General features: G+C 66.7%; 21 protein-coding genes. 14 read left to right on the forward strand and 7 right to left on the reverse strand.

Going from position 1 to position 19,198, the window contains the following annotated elements; genetic code table 11:
• Positions 1 to 9 precede the first annotated feature (9 nt).
• Positions 10 to 777 carry an ABC transporter ATP-binding protein gene (locus VA599_RS07615; protein ID WP_346788140.1) on the forward strand — a complete coding sequence of 256 codons (768 nt, stop codon included), beginning with the start codon at positions 10 to 12 and terminating at the stop codon, positions 775 to 777.
• 124 nt (positions 778 to 901) lie between these two features.
• Here the strand turns inward: VA599_RS07615 and VA599_RS07620 are convergent, their stop codons facing one another.
• From VA599_RS07620 to VA599_RS07630, 3 genes are read right to left on the reverse strand one after another with little or no spacing between them, the layout of a single operon-like run.
• On the reverse strand, positions 902 to 1,159 hold the full coding sequence (locus VA599_RS07620) for a putative hemolysin (protein ID WP_021476835.1): 258 nt from the start codon (positions 1,157 to 1,159) through the stop codon (positions 902 to 904).
• Positions 1,156 to 1,629 (reverse strand): inhibitor of vertebrate lysozyme family protein, encoded by a 474-nt coding sequence (locus VA599_RS07625; RefSeq protein WP_346788141.1) that lies wholly within the window; start codon positions 1,627 to 1,629, stop codon positions 1,156 to 1,158. The genes VA599_RS07620 and VA599_RS07625 overlap by 4 nt, the downstream gene beginning before the upstream one ends.
• A 59-nt stretch (positions 1,630 to 1,688) precedes the next feature.
• Entirely contained in the window at positions 1,689 to 2,816 is a 1,128-nt protein-coding gene (locus tag VA599_RS07630; RefSeq protein ID WP_346788142.1) for a succinylglutamate desuccinylase/aspartoacylase family protein, read from the reverse strand.
• 121 nt (positions 2,817 to 2,937) lie between these two features.
• On the opposite strand from VA599_RS07630, the gene VA599_RS07635 reads away from it, so the two are divergent.
• From VA599_RS07635 to VA599_RS07655, 6 genes are all read left to right on the forward strand, one after another.
• Positions 2,938 to 4,197 (forward strand): hypothetical protein, encoded by a 1,260-nt coding sequence (locus tag VA599_RS07635; protein ID WP_346788143.1) that lies wholly within the window; start codon positions 2,938 to 2,940, stop codon positions 4,195 to 4,197.
• Positions 4,198 to 4,212: 15 nt separating this feature from the next.
• Positions 4,213 to 4,668 carry a GIY-YIG nuclease family protein gene (locus VA599_RS07640; RefSeq protein ID WP_346788144.1) on the forward strand — a complete coding sequence of 152 codons (456 nt, stop codon included), beginning with the start codon at positions 4,213 to 4,215 and terminating at the stop codon, positions 4,666 to 4,668.
• Position 4,669: 1 nt separating this feature from the next.
• Positions 4,670 to 5,428: a hypothetical protein gene (locus VA599_RS07645; protein WP_346788145.1), complete on the forward strand. Its 759-nt coding sequence runs from the start codon at positions 4,670 to 4,672 to the stop codon at positions 5,426 to 5,428.
• On the forward strand, positions 5,428 to 8,238 hold the full coding sequence (locus VA599_RS07650; protein WP_346788146.1) for an ATP-binding protein: 2,811 nt from the start codon (positions 5,428 to 5,430) through the stop codon (positions 8,236 to 8,238). The genes VA599_RS07645 and VA599_RS07650 overlap by 1 nt, the downstream gene beginning before the upstream one ends.
• 347 nt (positions 8,239 to 8,585) lie before the next feature.
• Positions 8,586 to 8,837, forward strand: a complete 252-nt coding sequence (locus tag VA599_RS24145; protein ID WP_429838567.1) for a DUF4160 domain-containing protein — start codon at positions 8,586 to 8,588, stop codon at positions 8,835 to 8,837.
• Complete coding sequence (locus VA599_RS07655) at positions 8,821 to 9,150, forward strand: DUF2442 domain-containing protein (protein ID WP_346788147.1); 330 nt, start codon at positions 8,821 to 8,823, stop codon at positions 9,148 to 9,150. Before VA599_RS24145 ends, VA599_RS07655 begins: the two co-directional genes overlap by 17 nt.
• 63 nt (positions 9,151 to 9,213) lie before the next feature.
• Here VA599_RS07655 and VA599_RS07660 read toward each other — a convergent pair whose 3' ends face one another.
• The gene (locus tag VA599_RS07660; RefSeq protein WP_346788148.1) at positions 9,214 to 9,933 is read right to left on the reverse strand and encodes a haloacid dehalogenase type II; all 720 of its coding nucleotides are present in this window, start codon (positions 9,931 to 9,933) and stop codon (positions 9,214 to 9,216) included.
• A gap of 161 nt (positions 9,934 to 10,094) precedes the next feature.
• Entirely contained in the window at positions 10,095 to 11,345 is a 1,251-nt protein-coding gene (locus VA599_RS07665; protein ID WP_346788149.1) for an alpha/beta hydrolase, read from the reverse strand.
• Between the two features lie 75 nt (positions 11,346 to 11,420).
• On the opposite strand from VA599_RS07665, the gene VA599_RS07670 reads away from it, so the two are divergent.
• Complete coding sequence (locus VA599_RS07670; RefSeq protein ID WP_231152588.1) at positions 11,421 to 11,903, forward strand: MarR family winged helix-turn-helix transcriptional regulator; 483 nt, start codon at positions 11,421 to 11,423, stop codon at positions 11,901 to 11,903.
• A 12-nt stretch (positions 11,904 to 11,915) separates the two neighbouring features.
• Here VA599_RS07670 and VA599_RS07675 read toward each other — a convergent pair whose 3' ends face one another.
• Together VA599_RS07675 and VA599_RS07680 are read right to left on the reverse strand one after the other, a co-directional pair.
• Positions 11,916 to 12,611 (reverse strand): superoxide dismutase, encoded by a 696-nt coding sequence (locus VA599_RS07675; RefSeq protein WP_346788150.1) that lies wholly within the window; start codon positions 12,609 to 12,611, stop codon positions 11,916 to 11,918.
• Between the two features lie 164 nt (positions 12,612 to 12,775).
• Positions 12,776 to 13,219: a DUF1842 domain-containing protein gene (locus tag VA599_RS07680; protein ID WP_021475143.1), complete on the reverse strand. Its 444-nt coding sequence runs from the start codon at positions 13,217 to 13,219 to the stop codon at positions 12,776 to 12,778.
• Positions 13,220 to 13,493: 274 nt separating this feature from the next.
• On the opposite strand from VA599_RS07680, the gene tpx reads away from it, so the two are divergent.
• From tpx to VA599_RS07710, 6 genes are all read left to right on the forward strand, one after another.
• Positions 13,494 to 13,991, forward strand: a complete 498-nt coding sequence (tpx, locus tag VA599_RS07685; protein WP_021475144.1) for a thiol peroxidase — start codon at positions 13,494 to 13,496, stop codon at positions 13,989 to 13,991.
• A gap of 151 nt (positions 13,992 to 14,142) precedes the next feature.
• Complete coding sequence (locus tag VA599_RS07690; RefSeq protein ID WP_346788151.1) at positions 14,143 to 14,985, forward strand: ChaN family lipoprotein; 843 nt, start codon at positions 14,143 to 14,145, stop codon at positions 14,983 to 14,985.
• An 89-nt stretch (positions 14,986 to 15,074) separates the two neighbouring features.
• The gene (exbB, locus tag VA599_RS07695; protein ID WP_346788152.1) at positions 15,075 to 15,848 is read left to right on the forward strand and encodes a tonB-system energizer ExbB; all 774 of its coding nucleotides are present in this window, start codon (positions 15,075 to 15,077) and stop codon (positions 15,846 to 15,848) included.
• A 3-nt stretch (positions 15,849 to 15,851) separates the two neighbouring features.
• A complete protein-coding gene (gene exbD, locus VA599_RS07700; RefSeq protein WP_346788153.1) occupies positions 15,852 to 16,268 on the forward strand; it encodes a TonB system transport protein ExbD in 417 nt (138 codons plus the stop codon).
• Positions 16,268 to 17,017, forward strand: a complete 750-nt coding sequence (locus tag VA599_RS07705) for an energy transducer TonB family protein (protein ID WP_346788154.1) — start codon at positions 16,268 to 16,270, stop codon at positions 17,015 to 17,017. The genes exbD and VA599_RS07705 overlap by 1 nt, the downstream gene beginning before the upstream one ends.
• A gap of 19 nt (positions 17,018 to 17,036) precedes the next feature.
• Positions 17,037 to 19,133, forward strand: coding sequence for a S9 family peptidase (locus tag VA599_RS07710; RefSeq protein ID WP_346788155.1), 2,097 nt, complete (start codon positions 17,037 to 17,039; stop codon positions 19,131 to 19,133).
• The last annotated feature ends 65 nt before the right edge of the window (positions 19,134 to 19,198 follow it).

Raw genomic sequence — 19,198 nt, forward strand, 5'->3', positions numbered from 1 at the left:
ATTTATTAGATGGACAAGCTGAACATCAGCAACATTCACAAGAGCTACGGCGACCACGAAGTTCTGAAAGGCATCTCGCTGAAGGCCAAGGCCGGCGACGTGATCAGCATCATCGGCTCGTCGGGCTCGGGCAAGAGCACCTTCCTGCGCTGCATCAACTTCCTGGAAAAGCCGAACGACGGCTCCATCGCGCTGAACGGCGAGGAAATCCGCCTGTCGCGCAACAAGCAGGGCGAGCTGGTGCCGGCCGACCAGAAACAGCTGCAGACCATGCGCACCAAGCTGGCGATGGTGTTCCAGCACTTCAATCTGTGGGGCCACATGACGGTGCTGGAAAACGTCATCGAGGCGCCGGTGCATGTGCTGGGCCTGCCGCGCGACGAGGCCATCGCCCGCGCCAAGAAATACCTGGCCAAGGTTGGGCTGGACGAGCGCGCCCAGGCCAAATACCCGGCTCACCTGTCCGGCGGCCAGCAGCAGCGCGTGGCCATCGCCCGCGCGCTGACGATGGAGCCGGAAGTGATGCTGTTCGACGAGCCGACCTCGGCGCTGGACCCGGAGCTGGTGGGCGAGGTGCTGAAGGTGATGCAGGCGCTGGCCGAAGAGGGCCGCACCATGATCGTGGTCACTCACGAGATGGGCTTCGCCCGCAACGTGTCCAACCACGTGATGTTCCTGCACCAGGGCCGCGTGGAGGAAGAGGGCCATCCGGACGAAGTCTTCGGCAACACCAAGAGCGAAAGGCTGAAGGCTTTCCTGTCCGGTAGTCTAAAGTAAGACTATCCCTGCCAAAGGGGGTAGGAAGCCCGCCGGAGCTGTCAGCCGGCGGGTTTGTTTTTTGGCGCGCCATTCAGATCTGTGGATAAATCCGGATTCGATCGATGGCTGTGGGTAAGTCGGTTTACGGCGCCGGCGCGGCTGGCTGCTGCGATCGGAACAGCGTCCATTCCTCCACCGCCCGGCCATCGGGCAACTGACACAGCGCGTATTCGTTGCCGGAGGCGTCCTTTTGCGGCAGCAGCTTGCCGCCTTGTTTCACGCAATGGACCGAGGCCGGATTGGCCATGCCGACAGCTTGCGGCTGCGGCGGCGGGTTTTGCGCGCAGGCGGCCAGGAGCAGCGCCGGCAGCGCGGCGAGAGCGGGTTTCAGCGTTTTCATTTCCAGTTCGGGTCCTGTTTCAGTTGTTGCATCAGATAGGCGCGTTGCTCCTTGTCCGGCTTGCCCAGCCAGCGGTAGCTGGCGTGCTTGGCCGGATGGTCCACCGCCTCGGGCACGTCGGCCACCGTCACCAAGAGGCCCATCGCGCGGCGTTTGTCGGCGCTGAACAGGCCGAAGAAGCGGTTGCCGGCGCAATCGTGCGGCTTGCACATCTCGCCGGCCAGGTAGCGTTTGCCGGCGATGGTGGCCGGATGGTAGGGCGCGCTGGTGGCGCGCGCTTCGCGCAGCCATTCTGGCGCGTGCTTGGCGCCGGCCATCATGCTCATCCAGGCCGCCTGGTAGGCAGGCTGGTGCGCCAGTTCGGCGAACACCGCCTCGGCGGCCGGAGCGGAAGATGCCGGCACGGCGACGGCCGGCGCGGCCGGCAGCAGGATGGACAGGGATAATAGCAGGGGAGCGAGCGTTTTCATGAGCGGAATCCGGCGGCGAAACAAAAGAGTTTGGATCGCCGCCGCCGGCGAAAATTCCGTCAGGCGGTCAACAGCTTGCCGCTCTTGAACGCGGTGTCGCCGGCCACGCGGGCGATGCCGAGGCCGGCGGTGGCGTAGGGCCGGTCGCTGGTGGCGTACAGCACGCCGCCGTGCTGGGTGCACACCTGGCTGACGGTGTCGGTCAGCGGATCGATGATGTCGGCCACCAGGTCGCCGGGGCTGAGCAGGCTGCCGGCCGCCGCGCGGTACACCACCACGCCGGCGTGGGGCGCCAGCAGGTCCTCGGACGCGGCCAGCGGAGTCGCCGGATGGCGCAGCGGCGGCAGCGGCGGCGCGTCGCCGGCGATCACGCCGCGGCGCTGCAGGAAATCGATGATGGCCTCGGCGTCCTTGGCCGCGTATTCAAGGTTGACGTCGCACTCGCCGCGCAGTTCTATCGTCACCGCCAGACAGGCCATTTCGATCGGCGCGGACAGCCCGGCCCGGGCGGCCAGGTCGCGCAGCTGCCACCACGGCTGGCTGCAGGACTCGTCAAAGGGATAATCGCCGGAGTCCTCGGCCAGCAGGCTGGCGCAGACGCCCAGGTAACGCGCCAGCGGCTCGCACTGGTCCCATAGCGGCGTGCCGGTGTACAGATGGATGTCGGCGCGGCTGTCGCAGTGCAGGTCCAGCATGATGTCGGCATCGAAGGCCATCGATTGCAGCGCGTGGCGCAGCGATTGCAGCTCGGTCTGCGGCTGCTGGCGCGCCAGCTCGGCCCGCATCGCGGCGCGGATCAGCCGGGTGTTGGCTTTGGCGTCCGCCCCCAGCTGCTGGCGCACGGCGGCGAACACCGGCTCGGCCAGCGGCAGATAGTGGCGGTTGAAGTTCTGGCCGCTCATCAGCTCGAAGCGGCCCAGCAGGCGGCTGCTCTGGTTCTGGTTCAGTCCGATGGGGTTGGCCACCGGCAGCACCGTGATCTCGCCCAGGATGGCGCCTTCGTCCTCCAGCTGGCGCAGCCGCTGCTTCAGGTGCCAGGCCACCAGCATGCCGGGCAGTTCGTCGGCGTGCAGGCTGGCCTGGATGTGGACCTTCTCGCCGCGGCCTTCCTGGCCGAAGTGGAAGCTGGTCAGCGCGCGCTGGCTGCCCAGGCTGGGCGACAGCAGCGGATGGTGGCGGGTGAGCATGATATCTCCTCTGATGATTTGTTATGGCTCGCGGCCAGGATAAAACGCATCGCCGCGTTGACGAAGCGGCGGGCCGCCGGGACAATCTCCGCTTTGATTCACCCCAGCTTGTGGAGCGCGCTTGGATTCATTGTCCGATTTCTTCCAGCCCGGCATCGAGCCCGGCTCGCTGCAGGCCGTGTCGCGGCTGCAGGGCGCATGGGGCTATCTGTCCGTTTTCGTCACGCTGTTCCGCGGCGGCGACGAGGAAGTGCTGATGCGCCTCCTAGTGCTGCGAGAGCTGGGCGGCCGCGCCGAGGCGCCGCTGTGGACGCCGCAGGAAATCGCCCAACGCTTCTCCTACCTTAACGATACCAAACTGGCCACCATTCTGGGGCGTCTGCGCGAAGGCGATCTGCTGGTCTACGACAGCGACGGCGGCGTGTACCAGCTGTCCGAGGGCGCGCGCGTCGCGTTGGCGGCCCTGGCGACGCTGGTCGATTTCTCCGGCGACGACGTCGAGCTGGGCTATCTGGCCAGCCAGGTGGCGGCCGGCCAGGCGGTCGGCCAGGTGTCGGACGAAGCGCTGAAGCATCTGCTGGCGCGGCTGAACGAGCTGTACGCCGAATTCGAGGAAGCGCTGGAGTCGCAGTCGGAGTTCCGCATCCGCGCCGCCCAGCACCGGCTGGAGGCGGTATGGCGCTGGGTGGCCAAGTCCACCGAGGTGGTGAAGAGCCTGACGCAGGACGACACGCTGAGCCTGACCGTGTTGAACCAGGCCCAGGCCATCGCGTTGGCGCAGAGCCGCATGCTGGCGCTGGCCGGCACCTTCGAGCGCCGGCTGGCGCAGCTGGCCGCGCAGCGCGTGCACCTAGGCAATTCCGGCCTCACCTCCACCGACATCGCCGACTGGCTGCGCCGCCAGGGCGCGGCCATGCTGGCCGGCAAGCTGGCGGGCGGCTGGTCCATCAGTCCGGAGCCGGCTTTCCTGTCCACGCCGGAGCTGGCCGACGTGGCCGAGTTCGAGCTGTTGGCGCGCGAGCGCGCCAAGGCCGGCGCTCACGTTCTGCCCGGGGGCGAAGCCGCCCCGCTGGCCGACGCGCCTGAGATGGAGCGGCTGCTGGAGGCCGAGGAAATGTACGACTTGCTGCTGGAGCTGGGCATGAGCGGCAAGGCCGACGCCCACATCAGCCAGGCGGTGCTGGCCGGCAGCTACAACGAAACCGCCTATCGGCTGTCCCTGCTGTCGCTGATCGGCGACCCGGAAACCAGCAACGACCAAAGCATCGTCGCCGCGTTGGCCAAGCTGCCGTTCAGCCTGCAAGGCGGAGATGGGGTGATAGAGCCGGACCACCCGGAGGTGGCTACGCTGTCCGATGCTAGGCTGGTGGCGAAAAATTAATTAGAGGCGGTATAAATGTATTCGAACGAAGATATTGCTGATTGGTTGTCTGGTTCAGTTTTTGAAACGACTCATATTCAGCCTGGTGATAAGGTTCCTTGGAGGCACTTTCGTATAATAAGAAACCAAAGTTTGTGCAAAGAAGCAGGGGTTTATATTTTCGGAGTTGGTAGTGAGATTCTGTATGTTGGCGAGACGGAAAATAGTCTTCGTGAAAGAATTACAGGAAGGTATATTGGGGTGAGGGGTGTTACGAAAACACAATGCTCTCTTGCCGAGCAAATCAGAGATGAGAATGTTCGCTATAAGCGTGAGAGCATTTCACATGTTAGATGGCGTGGTGCGAATTATTTTTTAAAACGAGGAATTGATCAAGTTTGGCTGATGTTAATTCCATCCAGTGATCCAAAGGGTCTGGAGTCGCGGTTGATTAGCAAGTACAAGCCGTTTTTAAATATCCAGGGCAAGTGATTTGGAACACGAAATCAAAACCCTCACCGCCCGCCTGCTGGCGCACCGGGTGGTGCCGCGCGCCGACGCGCTGGCGCGCAAGGCTTTGCTGGACGACAGCTTTCGCCAGGAGCTGGACAAGAGCCTGGCCGCCGTCGGCCTGCGTCTGGTGGAGAACCCGTACGCCGAGCACATCGCCGTCGCGCTGCTGCCGGAAATGACCGAGCCGGTGTTCGGCTCGGGCGACGCCTGGCTCAACAACAATCTGGGCCTGCCGCGCGACGGCGTGGCGCTGCTGGTCATCCTGTGGGCGCTGATCATCCTGCCCAAGCGCGAGCGGCAAATCGCCCGCGTCGAGGCTGGCAAGGAGAACCAGAGCGATATGTTCGGCGCGCAGAAGCCATTGGAAACCGGCGAGACGGTGTCCACCGGCATTTCCGAGGACGCGCTGTACGCCGATTTCGGCAAGGCCTTGGGCGGCCGCACCCGCTTCGCCGCCAATCTGGGCCGCTTGGTCAACCTGGGCTTCATCGTCCGCCGCAACCGCTGGCTGGACGAGGGGCCGATGCTGGACCTGATGATCGATTACGCCCAACTGGCGCCGCGCATCATCGAGGGCGCGCTGGCTGACGTGCTGCTGCGGCGCGAGGGCCGCGACGCGCTGGTGGACAAGCGAGTCGACGACGAGATCGAAGAAGAAGGCGCGGACGACGGCATAGCATCTGCCGGCCCGCTGTTTGACCTGCCGCCGGACGACGCGGCCGACGGGGAGGCTCGCTGATGTTCCAGATGAAATCGGTGGAAATGGTGCACTGGGACTTCTGGCAGCGGCTGAGCGTGCCGCTGGACGCCCAGATCGTTACCATCATCGGGCCTAATGGCTCCGGCAAGACCACCTTGCTCGACGCGATGCGCACGCTGCTGGCGATCAAGTGTTCCGGCAAGCGCGACTACAAGCGCTATGTGCGCAACAACAAGGAAGCCTTCGCCTATCTGCGCGGCGTGGTGGACAATCCGCGCCGCCCGTCCGGCGGCCTGTACCCGACGCCGTTCTTCCCCATCGTGTCGGAGTCGGTGACGCTGCTGTGCCGGATCAAGAAGCAGGGCGGCGACTGGGTGCGCCACTACGCGATCCTCGATGGCGATATCGCACTGGAGCACGCCGAGGGCCAGGCGCAATGGCTGGGCGTGCAGGAATACCGCCGCCGGCTGGAAGCCGCCGGCCTGACTCCGGCGGTGGCCGAGGTGCTGGCGCTGGAGCAGGGCGACACCGACAAACTGACCGAATACAGCCCGCGCCAGCTGCTGGACCTGGTGTTCCAGGTGTTCGGCGACAAGGACGTGCTGGACAACTACCAGCGCGCCCGCGACGAGCAGCGCGCCACCGAGTTGGAGCTGGAGGCCCTGGGCCGCCAGGAAGAGGCGCTGCAGGTGCGGGTGGAGGCGATGAAGGGCCGCGCCAACCGCTACCTGGAGTGGAAGCAGCTGCAGACTGGCATCGCCCGCCTGCGCGACGAGGCGCTGCCGGTGCTGGCCTATTTGGACGCCAAAACCGCCTTCGGCAAGCAATGGGGCGATTACCGCGCCGGCTACCATGTGCTGAACCAGGCGCGCGCCGAGCATGCCGACACGCTGGACCTGGTGGCCAAGCTGAAGGCGGCCGAAGTGAGCGCCGCCGACGCGAGGGGTGCGGCGGAAACGGTGCGCCAGGCCGCGCAGGACGCCTTCATGAAGGCCAAGGGCGAACACGCCGGCGTGGCCGGCCAACTGAAGGAGCGCGACCGGCTGCAGGCGCTGGCCGGCAAGGAGTACGGCGCCGACGCCGCGCAGTTGGCCGACAAGCTGTCCGCCTTGCGCGCCGAGGCGGATCAATTGAAGGACGGCCTGCGCGATCTGAAAAAACAGCGCCAGGACAGCTCGGAGCATCTGCAAGCGCTGGAGATCGGCCGCGGCCGCTCGCCGGAGGACGTGCGCCAGTTCAAGGCGGCGCTGGATGAGGCAGGCATCCCGCACGCGATGCTGTCCGACATCGTCGAGGTGATGGATTCCAATTGGCAGGGCGCGGTGGAGGCCCTGCTGCGCGGCTACCGCCACGTGGTATTGCTGGACAAGGAATCGGACCGCCGCGAGGCCTGGAAAATAGGCGAAAAGCTGCGCTACCGTCATTTCGTGGTGCCGGAGCGCGCTGCGCCGCCGCGGGCCAACAAGGGCAGCCTGCTGGAAGTGGTGCGCTTCTCCGCCGACGCGCCGGAATGGCTGTACCGGCAGATGAACAGCGTGACGCGGGTGGAGAACGCGGAGGCGGGCGCCAACGCCGACGGCGATTGGATCACCCGCGACGGTTATTTCCGCGAGCGCCGCGGCGCGCGCCACATCGGCGTGCCCATGCATGAGTACGCCTTCGGCGAGGCGGCGCGGCAGTCGCGGCTGCTGGCGGTGCGCGACGAATTGAAGGCGTTGAACGTGCGCATCCTGGCCGGCGAGGAGCGGCTGGTGGCGGCCACCCGCGAAGCGGCGGGCTTGGCCGAGTACCTGGGCGGCATGGACGCCATCCGCCAACTGGACAGCCGCGCCGACGAGTTTTCAGCGCTGGAGTCGCGCAAGGCCGAGCTGGAGGCCGAGATCGCCCGCCAGGGGGCGGCGCTGGCCGACGCCGGCGCGGAGAAGGACGCGGCCGACCAGCGCCACGGCGATGCGCGGCTGGCGCACGACCGCGTCTGTCAGCGCGAGATGGAGAGCCTGTCCAAATACAATCAGAAGCTGCAGGAAGTGGAGCTGGCGCGCCGCCAGCTGCGCCGGCTCAGCGGAGAGCTGCGCGAATGGGCGGAGAGATTGTCGGCCGACGCGCTGGCGCCGGAACATGTGGCGGCGCTGGAGGACGAATTCGACACCGCCGCCGACGCCAAGCACCAGCTGAACTACCTGGAAGAGAAGCTGCAAAGCGGCGACTGGGAGCAGGACGACTCGGTGCTGGCGCTGAAGGACAAGCTGGTGGAGGATTTGACCCAGCTCGACCGCGAGCGCCAGCGCCGCCAGGGCGAGGTGGACCGCTCGCGCGAGCTGACCGACGAGGCGCGCGCCGCCTACATCGGCAAGCTGCGCGCCACGGTGCGGGTCTACGGCCAGAACGTCAAGCGCCTGGGCGAACTGGCCGGCATCCAGGTGGAAGTGGAGCTGCCGCAGCTGTCCAACGACGACGCGGTGCTGGCCCAGGCCGGCCTGGTGCTGAAGTTCAACTTCGACCAGAAGGGCATGATGGGCATGAACGACGGCGAGGCGTCGGGCGGCCAGCAGGTGATGAAGTCGCTGATCCTGCTGATCGGCCTGATGATGGACGAGTCCAATCCGTCCGGCTTCGTCTTCATCGACGAGCCGTTCGCCCACCTCGACATCTTCAACATCGACCGCGTGGCCGGCTTCCTGAAAGCCACCGAGGCGCAGTACCTGATCACCACGCCCAACACCCACAACATCAACATCTTCGCCCCGTCGGAACTGACGCTGGCTACCCGCAAGAAGCGGCCGGGCGAAACCTGGGCGCCGCCGATTCTGCAGACGCGGCGCCGGGTGGATGGCGGCGAACAGGCGTAATGAGCAACGGGGTAGCGAAAGCGGCCCCGTTTTTCTTTGTGGACTTGGCTCGGATATGGCGGGAGTGTGCTGCGTGTCTTCCTGACTAAACTGCGATTACCACAGGAAGAGGGAGGCAGTGTCCATTTGTTCGCTATATGTAGTGTTTGATGGTTTTTAGGCTGGAGAGGCGGATGACTAGCGCATTGATCGTGGCAAGAAAATCTTGTCTAAGTGGGCGTATAGTAAAAAATAAATGCTTAATTTATCGAGTGATTTTCCGAAGTTAGATGGATGATAGAGCTATGTGTTGGTCTAACTAAAGTGAGGTTGGCTACGCGGCAACATCATCTCATTACGAGGCAGGTATGCCAAATGTGTTGAAGTGGAATGGTTATCGGGTTGTGATACGGACAAATGATCACAATCCAGCCCATGTTCACGTAATCGATGGGAAGAGGGAAGCTGCTTTTATTTTGAATTGTCCGGATGGGCCCCCTTGGTTGCGTGAGCAGAAGGGATTCGGTGCCCATGAGATCAACAAGCTCATCAAAGAGCTACATGCCCACTTGTATGAGCTATGCACAGCATGGGGAGATATCCATGGAAGTGTCTGCTGAGGAGCTGGAAGCAGCGTCTTCTCGGATGGAGATGCTGCAACGGGAATATTCTACCTTGCGATCGGTCCAGTATCGGTCAGAGGAGGGGGTTATCGTCTTCATTCTGGCTAATGACAGAGAACTCAAGTTTCGGCCTAACGACTTGCAGGCGACTTATGGTGCAACGCCCGAGCAGTTGCGTGCGATAGAAATCAGTCCTTCGGGACTGGGAGTATATTTTGAGACTTTGGAGGAGGATGTATCTCTGATTGGTTTGTTGGAGGGGCGTCGAGGTTCCGCCAAGTGGATGGCGGAGCATCCTCTGGTTTCTTGAGCTGAACCGAAGAGGCGCAGCATCATCAGGAGGGCAAGCGTAAACGCTTGTCCTCCTTGCGTTTCAGCACCCAAATGTCCCGGCCAACTCTACCAAATCCTCCGCCACCCAATCCCAATCCTGTTCGGCAACCAGATCCGTCTGCTGTTCTGGCCCGAATTCCCGCGGCCGGGCGACGAAGGCGGTTTTCAGCCCGCACTGGCGGGCCGCGGCGAGGTCGCCGTTGTGCGCCGCCACCAGGCAGATCCGTTCTGGCGGCAGGTCCAGCAGCTCCGCCGTGCGCAGATAGGCCTGCGGCATCGGCTTGTAGGCCTGGGCAGCCTCTGCGCCGAGTATCGCGTCCCACGGCAGGCCGGCGTATTTGGCCATATTGAGCAGCAGGCTGGTGTTGCCGTTGCTGAGCGTGGCGACGATGCAGCGCGCCTTCAGCCGGGCCAGGCCGGCCACGCTGTCCGGCCACGGGTCCAGCCGATGCCAGGCGCGGTTCAGCCATTGCAGCTCGTTCTCCGGCACCGAGGCCGGATCGATGCCGAAGGCCGGCAGCGTCGCCTCCAGATTCTCCCGGTGCAGCTGGTCCAGCTTGGCGAACGGGCGGCGGCCGGCGCGAACCACTTCCATTGATGGAGAATAGCGGCCGCGCCAGGCGTCGGCGAAGGCGTAAGGGTCTTGCCTGGCGCCGGGATGGCGCTGCAGGAAGGCGGAGGCGTCGCGGGCCACGCCCTCGCGCCAGTCCACCACGGTGCCGAACACGTCGAACAGCAGGGCCTGAACAGACTGATTCATGACATGTCTCCATGTCTTTGGCATGAAGGCAGTCTGGCGATGGGGCCGGACGGCGTCAATCGTTCAAATGCTTACCGCCGCCGGCTCGCCGCTTGGCATCGCCGACAAAACTCAGCGGAGCGCCGTGCCCGAGGCGGGCCGGCGCCGCTAGTGTCGCCGGATCAGGCGCGCTGTCCGCCCACCGGGTCTGCGCCCTGCCACCAGTCCGGCGCTGCGCTGCCGTCGCCGATATGGCCGTCGCGGCGCAGATAGTGGCGCACATCCCGGCCCGGCTCGCGCAGCGCGGGATCGCCGGACAGCGCCCGTTCCAGCCACTCCGCGCCGTAGCGGAAGACTTCCGCCGCCACGCCGCCCAGCGGGTGGAATTCGTTTTCGTAGACGCGCATCTCCTTTGGCGCGCGGATGCGCTGGTAGCAGGCCAGCGCCTGCTCCAGCGGGGTCAGCTCGTCGAATTCTCCTATGCCTAGCAGCACCGGAATACGGATGTCGGCCGCCATCGCGTCCAAGGGCATGCGGTCGCGCATTTCGCGGTCGAAAAGCGCCTCGTCGCGGTAGCCGCTCATATACATGTAGTTTTTCTTGAAGCTGGGCTGGGCGCGCTCGAAGATGGTGAGGAAGTCGCCGCACACCGCTTCGTAGGCGGCGAGGGCGGCCAGCCGGGTGGCGCCGGCGGCGGCGCGCAGTCCCCAGTAGCCGCTCATGCTGATGCCGAACATGCCGATGCGGCCGGCGTCCACTTCGGGCAGGCCGGCCAGGTAGCCGGCATAGGCTTCCAGCGCCCGCTCATAGTTGTCCAGGGTGACGGCCAGGCCGCCGGCGCGGCTTTCGCCCTGGCCGGGGCCCTCTATCGACAGCGCCACCATGCCGCGCGAGGTGTAGTAGCGCTCGGCGGCGTACAGGTAGTCTTCCTTGATCATGTCCATGCCGGGGCCGAGGATCACCGCCGGCGCCTGGCGGACTTCGCCGTCCGGCAGGTGCAGCAGAGCGTGGATGACGCCGCCCTCGAACGGAATCTCCACTCGCCGCACCCGGCCGCCGCGCAGTTCGCCGATGCGGGTCACGCAGTGGTTGCAGCGAGCGCGCAGCGCGGCTTTGCGGGGATCGGCGGTGTCGAAGATCGAGTACTGCGCGCGGCCCCACATCACCGCGGCGCGCAGATAGAGGTCGGCGGCGGTGCGGCGGTAGCCGTCGCGCTCGTAGTGGGCGGCGCGCCGTTCGGCGCGGGCGGCCACTTCCGCCCAGGCTTTCGGCAGCATCGCGCCGCTTTTCACCTGCTCGAACACGGCGTCGAAATCGGCCGGGTCATGCCCCAGCTGCAGCAGGGTGTTTTTGCCTTCCGGGTGCAGGGCGTCGAAACCGCCCTGGGCCAGCGCGATGTCCAGCGACCAGCTTTGCGCTTCTGAACGTGACATAATTTTCACCTCGTAGATTGATCGTGCCTGAAAATTAACTAAGTACTTAGTTATATTATTGTGGAGTCTGAACGCATGTCAACCAAGCCCCAGGGGGATGCCTTGCCCAGCGAGGCGGGAGAAGCGCGCCAGCAGGCGCTGGCGAGACTGAGCCGCGCCGCCTACAGCCTGAGCGCCGCGGACGCGCGGCTGCGCGGCCGCGCCACGCGCCAGGCCGGCGCGCTGTCGCTGTCGCACGCCAGGGTGTTGCGGATATTGGCCGAGGAGGGCGCCTTGCCGGTGGCGCGGCTGGCGGAGCTGACCGAGACCACCGGCGCCGGCGTCACCCAATTGGTGAATGGCCTCAGCGAGCAGGGCTATGTGGAGAAAGCGAAGTCGCTGGCGGATAAGCGCTCGGTGCTGGTGGGGCTGACCGAATTGGGCCTTGCGCGCCACCGAGAGCGCGAACGCCTGCTGGCCGAGGTGCTGGAGCGCGAGCTGCGAGGCATGGACGACCAAGCGCTCGACGCCGCCTCCGAGGTGCTGCGCGCCTTGGGCGGCGTCTACAACCAGCTTTGAGCCGGACGGATCTCAGGCTTTTAGGTTGCGCTGCGCGAATTCCCAGTCGATCAGCTTGTCCAGCACCGCGTTGACGTAGTCGGCGCGGCGGTTCTGGTAGTCGAGGTAATAGGCGTGCTCCCACACGTCCACGTTCAGCAAGGGCGTCAGGCCGGAGGTGATAGGATTGTCGGCGTTGCCGGTCTTCACCACCCTGAGCTTGTCGCCGTCCTGAACCAGCCAGGCCCAGCCGCTGCCGAATTGGGAAATGGCGGCGCCGGTCAGCTGCTGCCTACAGGCGTCCACGCTGCCGAACGAGCTTTCTATTCTCTCCCGCAATCCTTGCGGCGGCACGCCGCCGCCCTTGGCTCGCATGCTGCGCCAATAGAAGGTATGGTTCCACAGCTGGGCGGCGTTGTTGAACACGGCGGTGTCGCCGGCGGGGCCGAAGGAACGGGTGATGATGTCTTCCAGCGGCAGGTCGGCGTAGTCGCGGCCGGCGATCAGCTTGTTCAGATTGTCGAGATAAGCCTTGTGGTGCTTGCCGTAATGGAAGCCGATGGTGCGAGCCGAGATCACCGGCTCCAGCGCGTTGTCGGCATAGGGCAGCGGCGGCAGCGTTCGCGCCGACGATGCGCCGGCGAGTCTGGGCAGGGCGAGCGCTGTGGCGCCGGCGGCTGCGGCGAGCAGGAAGCCGCGGCGGTTCAGTTCGGCGGGCAAGTCGGTCATGGCGGATCTCCTGGAGAGAGGACGCAAGCGGGGCGCATGCGCTGTCGAACCGGCATCCAAGCACGGCAGGCGCCGTTTGCGCGATCGCCATGGCCGTATGGACAGGCTGAAGACGAACAAACCGCCGGGCCTAGGGCGCCGGCGGTTCGCGCGGACATGGATGCTTAGCGCAGGTTCAGCGCTTTGACGGTCTGCCGCACTTCATCGGACAGCTGGATCTCTTGACCGTATTCCTCGATCCAGTGGCCGGCCTGGAGGAAGGCGTAGCGGGCGCGGGAGCCGTTTTCAGCCTGCCAGCCGCCCTTCAGGTGGCCGTCGAAGTGGAAGTCGCCGACGCGCGGAGAACCCGGGTCGATAGGCAGGCGGAAGCCGTTCAGGAACAGTTCGATGTCGCCGCTCTTTTCCTCGTAGTGGCCTTGCACCGGGTTTTCGAAAACCAATGGGTGCTGCAGCGCCTGGGTGATGATGGCGCGGCCGCTGACCTGGCGGGCCGGCGGATAGACCGACAGCTGCAGGTGCAGGTTGTAGCCGCCGGCTATGCCGGGCTTGAAGACGTTGTAGCTGACGATGAACAGTCCGGACTTCTGATCGCGATCTTGGCTAGCCATGAGAGACTCCTTTAAATCCGATGACAGTTGACGACGCCGGTAAGCGCGCGTCCCGAATTGCTTATTCGCGGCGCCACGGTAGCGGCGCCACCTGCACTTTATATAACGGATGAAAATAAAAATCTCCGTCATTTAGAACAGTTTGGAATTTGGTGCGCATCGGGAAGGTAGGCTGGCGGCCGGTAGCGATGACAACCATGCGCCGCGCGGGGTTGCATTCCACCCGCTTTGCTCCACACTATCGCCATCTCCAACCCTGACGAGGATTCAAGACATGGCAACCGTAACCCTGCGCGGCAATCCGGTGGAAGTGGCGGGCAAGCTGCCGTCCAAAGGCGAGCAAGCTCCGGCGCTGCAACTGACCGGCGGCGATCTGGCCGAGGTGTCGCTGGCCAGCTACGCCGGCAAGCGCAAGATCCTCAACATCTTCCCTAGCGTGGATACCCCGACCTGCGCGATGTCGGTGCGCAAGTTCAACGAGAAGGCCGCCGCGCTGAGCGACACCGTGGTGCTGTGCGTGTCCGCCGACCTGCCGTTCGCGCAGAAGCGCTTCTGCGGCGCCGAAGGCATCGAAAACGTGGCCACGCTGTCCACCTTCCGCAATCCGGCTTTCGCCGAAGCCTACGGCGTCAAGCTGGCCTCCGGCCCGCTGGCCGGTCTGACCGCGCGCGCCGTGGTGGTGCTGGATGCCGACGATAAGGTGCTGCATAGCCAGCTGGTGGGCGAGATCGCCGACGAGCCGGATTACGACGCCGCCCTGGCCGCGCTGTAAGCCCGTTCCTTTTGTTTCGATACAGGCCGGCTGCGATTGATCGCAGCCGGCTTTGTTTTTGGCCGCGCGTAAAGTTCAGCTATCTTGTTGTTATTGATAATCGTTATCAATTAATATGCCGGCTTGGCAAAGAAAGCAAGGCGGGAAAGACATGAAGCGATGGATGGCGGCGGTTTTATTGCTGGCGAGCCTGGCTGGCTGCGCGGCGCAGCCAGCGGCGGAACCGGAAGGGCCGCCGGCGGGCCGGATCGTGGAGACGGCCAGCGGCAAGGCGCTGAGCCCGGACGAGTTGCTGGCCAGGCTGGCGCCGGCGGAGATGCTGCTGGTAGGGGAGAAGCACGATAACCGCCACCACCACCGGATAGAAACCTGGCTGGCGCAGCGCCTGGCCGCAAGCCGGCCGCAGGGCAGCGCGCTGCTTGAAATGCTGACGCCCAGCCAGCAACCCAAGGTGGACGAGGTGAAAGCCTGGCTGCAGGGCGATCCCAGCGTGCGCCCGTCGCGGGTGCGGGAGCTGGTGGCCTGGCAGGGCGGCTGGCCGTGGGAGCTATACGGCGAGCTGGCGATGACCTTGCTGCGCGCGCCGTATCCGCTGCTGGCGGCCAATCTGGACCGGGATCAGATGCGCGCCTACTACGCCAGCAAGGAGAGGCCGCAGGGGCGGGCGTCGCGCGGTCCGCAGGCGGCGAGCCGGCTGGAGGAGGTGATCCGCGGCGAGCACGGCGGCAAGATGGACGAGGGCATGATGGCCTCCATGCTGGCGGTGCAGCAGCAGCGCGACCGCCGCATGGCCGAGCGGCTGCTGGCCGCGCCCAAGCCGGCGATGCTGATCGCCGGCGCCTATCACGCGCTGCGCGATGTCGGCGCGCCGCTGCATCTGGCCGATTTGGCGCCGGAACGGCCGGCGACGGTGCTGGTGCTGGCCGAGGAGGGCGTGGAGCTGGGCCGCGAGCAGGCGGACTACGTCTGGCACACCGCCAAAGCCGGTGAATGAACGAAGTGGAATTGTTTCTATTTTGTTAATTGATAATGATAATCATTAATGATAGAGTGAGGCACCTCCACCCAACCCTTTAGTCACTGATGAAGACCAGCATCCCTATCAGGCCGTTGCCCGGCATCGCAGGCAGCGGCCTTTCGCTTTATTCCGTCCAGGCATTGGCGGCCCAGCCGGCAGCCGACGCCGGCTTGTCGCCGCTGGCGATGTTCGTCGCCGCCGATCCGGTGGTGAAGGGCGTGATGCTGGCCTTGCTGGCCGCCGCCTTCGTCTGCTGGCTGGTGCTGCTGGTCAAGGGGGCGGCCTTGTGGCTGGCCGCGCGCGAAGGCCGCCGCGGCCATGCGGCGCTGGCGCGGGCTGCTACGCTGGCCGAGGCCGGCGAGCGCGTGCTGCCGCTGCCGGCCCATGGTCTGGCGCGCAGCCTGCTGCGCGAGGTGGACGCCGAAATCGCGCAATCGGCCGCCGACGCGCCGCGCGACGCCTTGCAGGCGCGCGCCGTGTTCCGGCTGGAGCAGGCGCAGGGCGCGCGGGCGCGGGCGTTGGCGCGCGGCGTCGGCCTGCTGGCCACCATCGGCGCGGTGGCGCCCTTCGTCGGCCTGTTCGGCACCGTGTGGGGCATCATGCGCAGCTTCGCCGGCATCGCCGCCAGCGGCAACACCAGTCTCGCCAGCGTCGCGCCCGGCATCGCCGAGGCGCTGCTGGCTACCGCCTTCGGCCTGGTGGCCGCGATTCCGGCAGTGGTGATCTACAACTTTTTCAGCCGCTGGCTGCAAGGCCACAAGAGCCAGCAGCAGCAGGTGGCCGGCCAGTTGCTGCTGCTGCTCAGCCGCGAGCTGGACGCGCGCGCGGCGGGGAACTGAGCGATGGGCGGTTTTCCTTCCGGCAACGGCGACGAACTGGCCGAGCTGTCCGAAATCAATGTCACGCCCTTCATCGACGTGATGCTGGTGCTGCTGATCATCTTCATGGTGGCCGCACCCTTGTCCAGCGTCGACCAGCGCATAGCGCTGCCGGCTTCCAGCGCCAAGCCGGCGCCGCGGCAGGACAAGCCCTTGTTCGTCACCTTGCAGACGGACCGCAGCCTGCTGCTGGGCGACAAGCCGGTGCCGCTGGCGCGGCTGGGCGAGGGGTTGGACGCCGCCACCGGCGGCCGCCGCGACACGCCGCTGTTTTTCCAGGCCGACCGCGCCGCCGCTTACGAAGACGTGATGGCGGTGATGGACGCCCTGCGCGCCGCCGGCTACCTGCAAGTGGGCCTGGTGGGCCGGGAGGCGGGCTGATGGCCGCCGCCGAGCGTAAGCCGCGGCCCGTTGTCGGCTGGGGCAGCGGCGCCTTGCTGCTGACACTCGCGCCGCTGCTGTGGGCATGGATCTGCCTGCCTGCCGCGCGCGAGGCCGAGCCGCCGAGCGCCCAGGCCGCGGTGGTGCAGCTGGTGGCCCTGCAGGCGCGCGCGCCGACGCCGGAGGCGGACAAGCCGGTGGCGCGGCAACAGCGGATGGCCAGCGCCGAGTCCCGCGCCCGCGCCGGAGAGCGCGCGCCGGTGAAGCTGGCGCGCCGGGACGAGGCCCGCCAGAGCGTGGCTTTGCAGGCGCGGCGGGATGGCGCGCCGAGCGAGGCCGACGCCGACAGCGCCAGCCGGCCGGCCAGAAGCGCCGAATCGGCGTCATCGGCCAAGGCGCCGCAGCGCGCCGACGACACCGCCGCCGCGCAAAATAGCGACGGCAACGCGCGCAACGTCGATTGGGAGGGCAGGGTGCTGGGCCACCTCGCCGCCCACAAGCGCTACCCGGAAGACGCGATCAGCCGCCGCCGCGGCGGCGTCGCCAAAGTCGAAGTGACGCTGGACGCCGGCGGGCGGGTGCGCGCGGCCAGCCTGGCCGCCGGCAGCGGCACCCTGTCGCTGGACCGCGAGGCGCTGGCGGTGCTGCGGCGCGCGCAACCGCTGCCCGCGCCGCCGCTAGAGCGGCTCAGCGACGGCCAGATCCGCATCGTATTGCCCATCCATTTTGACCTGAACCAGGCCGGCTGACCGGCCGCCGCGAGCGACGATGAACCCTATTCTTTCCTTTGCCGCATTGGCGGGCTTCTGCCTGTGCGCCGCGCTGGCGCGCGCCGACGCGCCGCCCCGGGCCGAGACCCGGCCGCAAACTTTCAGCGCCCACGGCGACGCGCGCGTCGATCCCTACGCCTGGCTGCGCGACGACAGCCGCAGCCGGCCGGAAGTGCTGGCCCATCTGCAGGCGGAGAACCGCTACGCCGAGACGCTGCTGGCCGGCCAGAAGCCGCTGCAAGACACGCTGCTGGCCGAGATGCAGGCGCGCGGCGCCGGCGGCGAGGCGTCCTTGCCCTACCGCGACCAGGGCTGGGAATATCGCGAGCGCTATCCGGCAGGCGCGCAGCAGCCGGTGTACGAGCGCCGGCCGGTTGCCGGCGGCGAATGGCGGACGGTGCTGGACGCCGCCGAGCGGGCCAAGGGCAAGCGTTACTACCGTCTGGGCGGTTGGCAGCTGTCGCCGGATGGGCGCTACCTGGCGGTGGCCGAGGACGTCCGCGGCGACGGCACGCAGCGGCTGGTGTTGCGCGATCTGGCCAGCGGCGAGTGGCTGCCGGTTGCCGAAGGCGGGGCGGGAACCGATATGGTCTGGTCCGCCGACGGCCGCGCGCTGTGGTATGTCGGCGTAGCCCCGGACACCTACCGCCCCAGCCGCGTCTACCGCCATGCGCTGGACGGCAAGAAGGACGGGCTGGTGTTCGAGGAAAAGGACGAGGGCTATACCGTCAGCCTGTCCGCCAGCGCCTCGCGCCGCTACGCGCTGATCGCCGTCGCCGGCAGCGACAGCAGCGAGGCCTGGCTGCTGGACGCGCAAGATCCGGCCGCGCCGGCCAGGCTATTCGCCGCGCGTCGGCCGGGCCGCGAATACTATCTGGACCATTACCGCGGCGCGTTCTACCTGCGCGCCAATCCCGACCCGGCGGGTTTCGGCCTTTACCGCAGCGCCGCGCCCGGCGGCGAGTGGCGAACGCTGATCGCGCCTACGGCGAACCGCGAGGTGGAGAGTTTCCTGCTGCTGAAGCGGCATTTGGTCGTCAAGGAGCGCGGCGACGGCCTGAGCCGGGTGCGCGCCATCGCCTGGCGCGGCGGCGCGAGCCGGACGCTGGCGCTGCCGGACCCGAGCTACCGCGTCTGGTTCGACCGCAATCCGGACCCGGACAGCGGGCGGCTGCGCTACCGCTACTCGTCGCTGACCACGCCGACCTCGACCTGGGAATGGAATCTGTCCAACGGCAAGACCCGCGCGTTGTGGCAACCCAAGCTGGCCGGCTACCGCGCCGCCGACTACCGCAGCGAGCGGCTGTGGATACGCGCCCGCGACGGCGAGCGGGTGCCGGTGTCGCTGGTCTACCGCCGGGACCGTCTGGCCAAGGGCGGCAATCCGCTGCTGCTGTACGGCTACGGCGCTTACGGCATGAGCATGGACGCCGCCTTCAGCGCGCCGCGCGTCAGCCTGCTGGATCGCGGCTTCGTATTCGCCATCGCCCACGTGCGCGGCGGCGGCGAGCTGGGCCGGCGCTGGCACGAGGCAGGCCGCTTGGCCAACAAGCAGAACAGCTTCAATGATTTCGTCGACGCCGCCCGCGAACTGGCGCGGCTGGGCTACGCCCGATCCGACCAGCTGTACGCGATGGGCGGCAGCGCCGGCGGCCTGCTGATCGGCGCGGCGCTGAACCAGGCGCCGGGTCTGTTCCGCGGCGCGGTGGCCCAGGTGCCCTTCGTCGACGCGCTGTCCAGCATGCAGGACCCGTCCCTGCCGCTGACGGTGGGCGAGTACGGCGAGTGGGGCAATCCGGCTGACGCCGACGCCTACCGCCGGCTGCGCGGCTACAGCCCGGTCGACAATGTCGGCGCCGGTCCGTATCCGCACCTGCTGGTGACGGCGGGCCTGCATGACCGCCAGGTGCCGTACTGGGAGCCGGCCAAGTGGGTGGCGCGGCTGCGCGAGCGGCAATGGCCGGGCCAGCAGCTGGCGCTGATCACCGAGATGGACGCCGGCCACCGGGGCCAGTCCGGCCGGGTGTCCCGGCTGGCGGCCAACGCCCGCGAATACGCCTTTTTGCTGACCCTGTCCGGCTGGCGGGAACCGTGAGCTCTGCCTTACCCCGCCGCCGGCGGGGCGATCAGCCCCGCATGGCCCTGATTTTCACACCGCTC

The sequence above is a fragment of the Chromobacterium indicum genome (genome assembly GCF_039708975.1).
GTDB classification, from domain to species: domain Bacteria; phylum Pseudomonadota; class Gammaproteobacteria; order Burkholderiales; family Chromobacteriaceae; genus Chromobacterium; species Chromobacterium piscinae.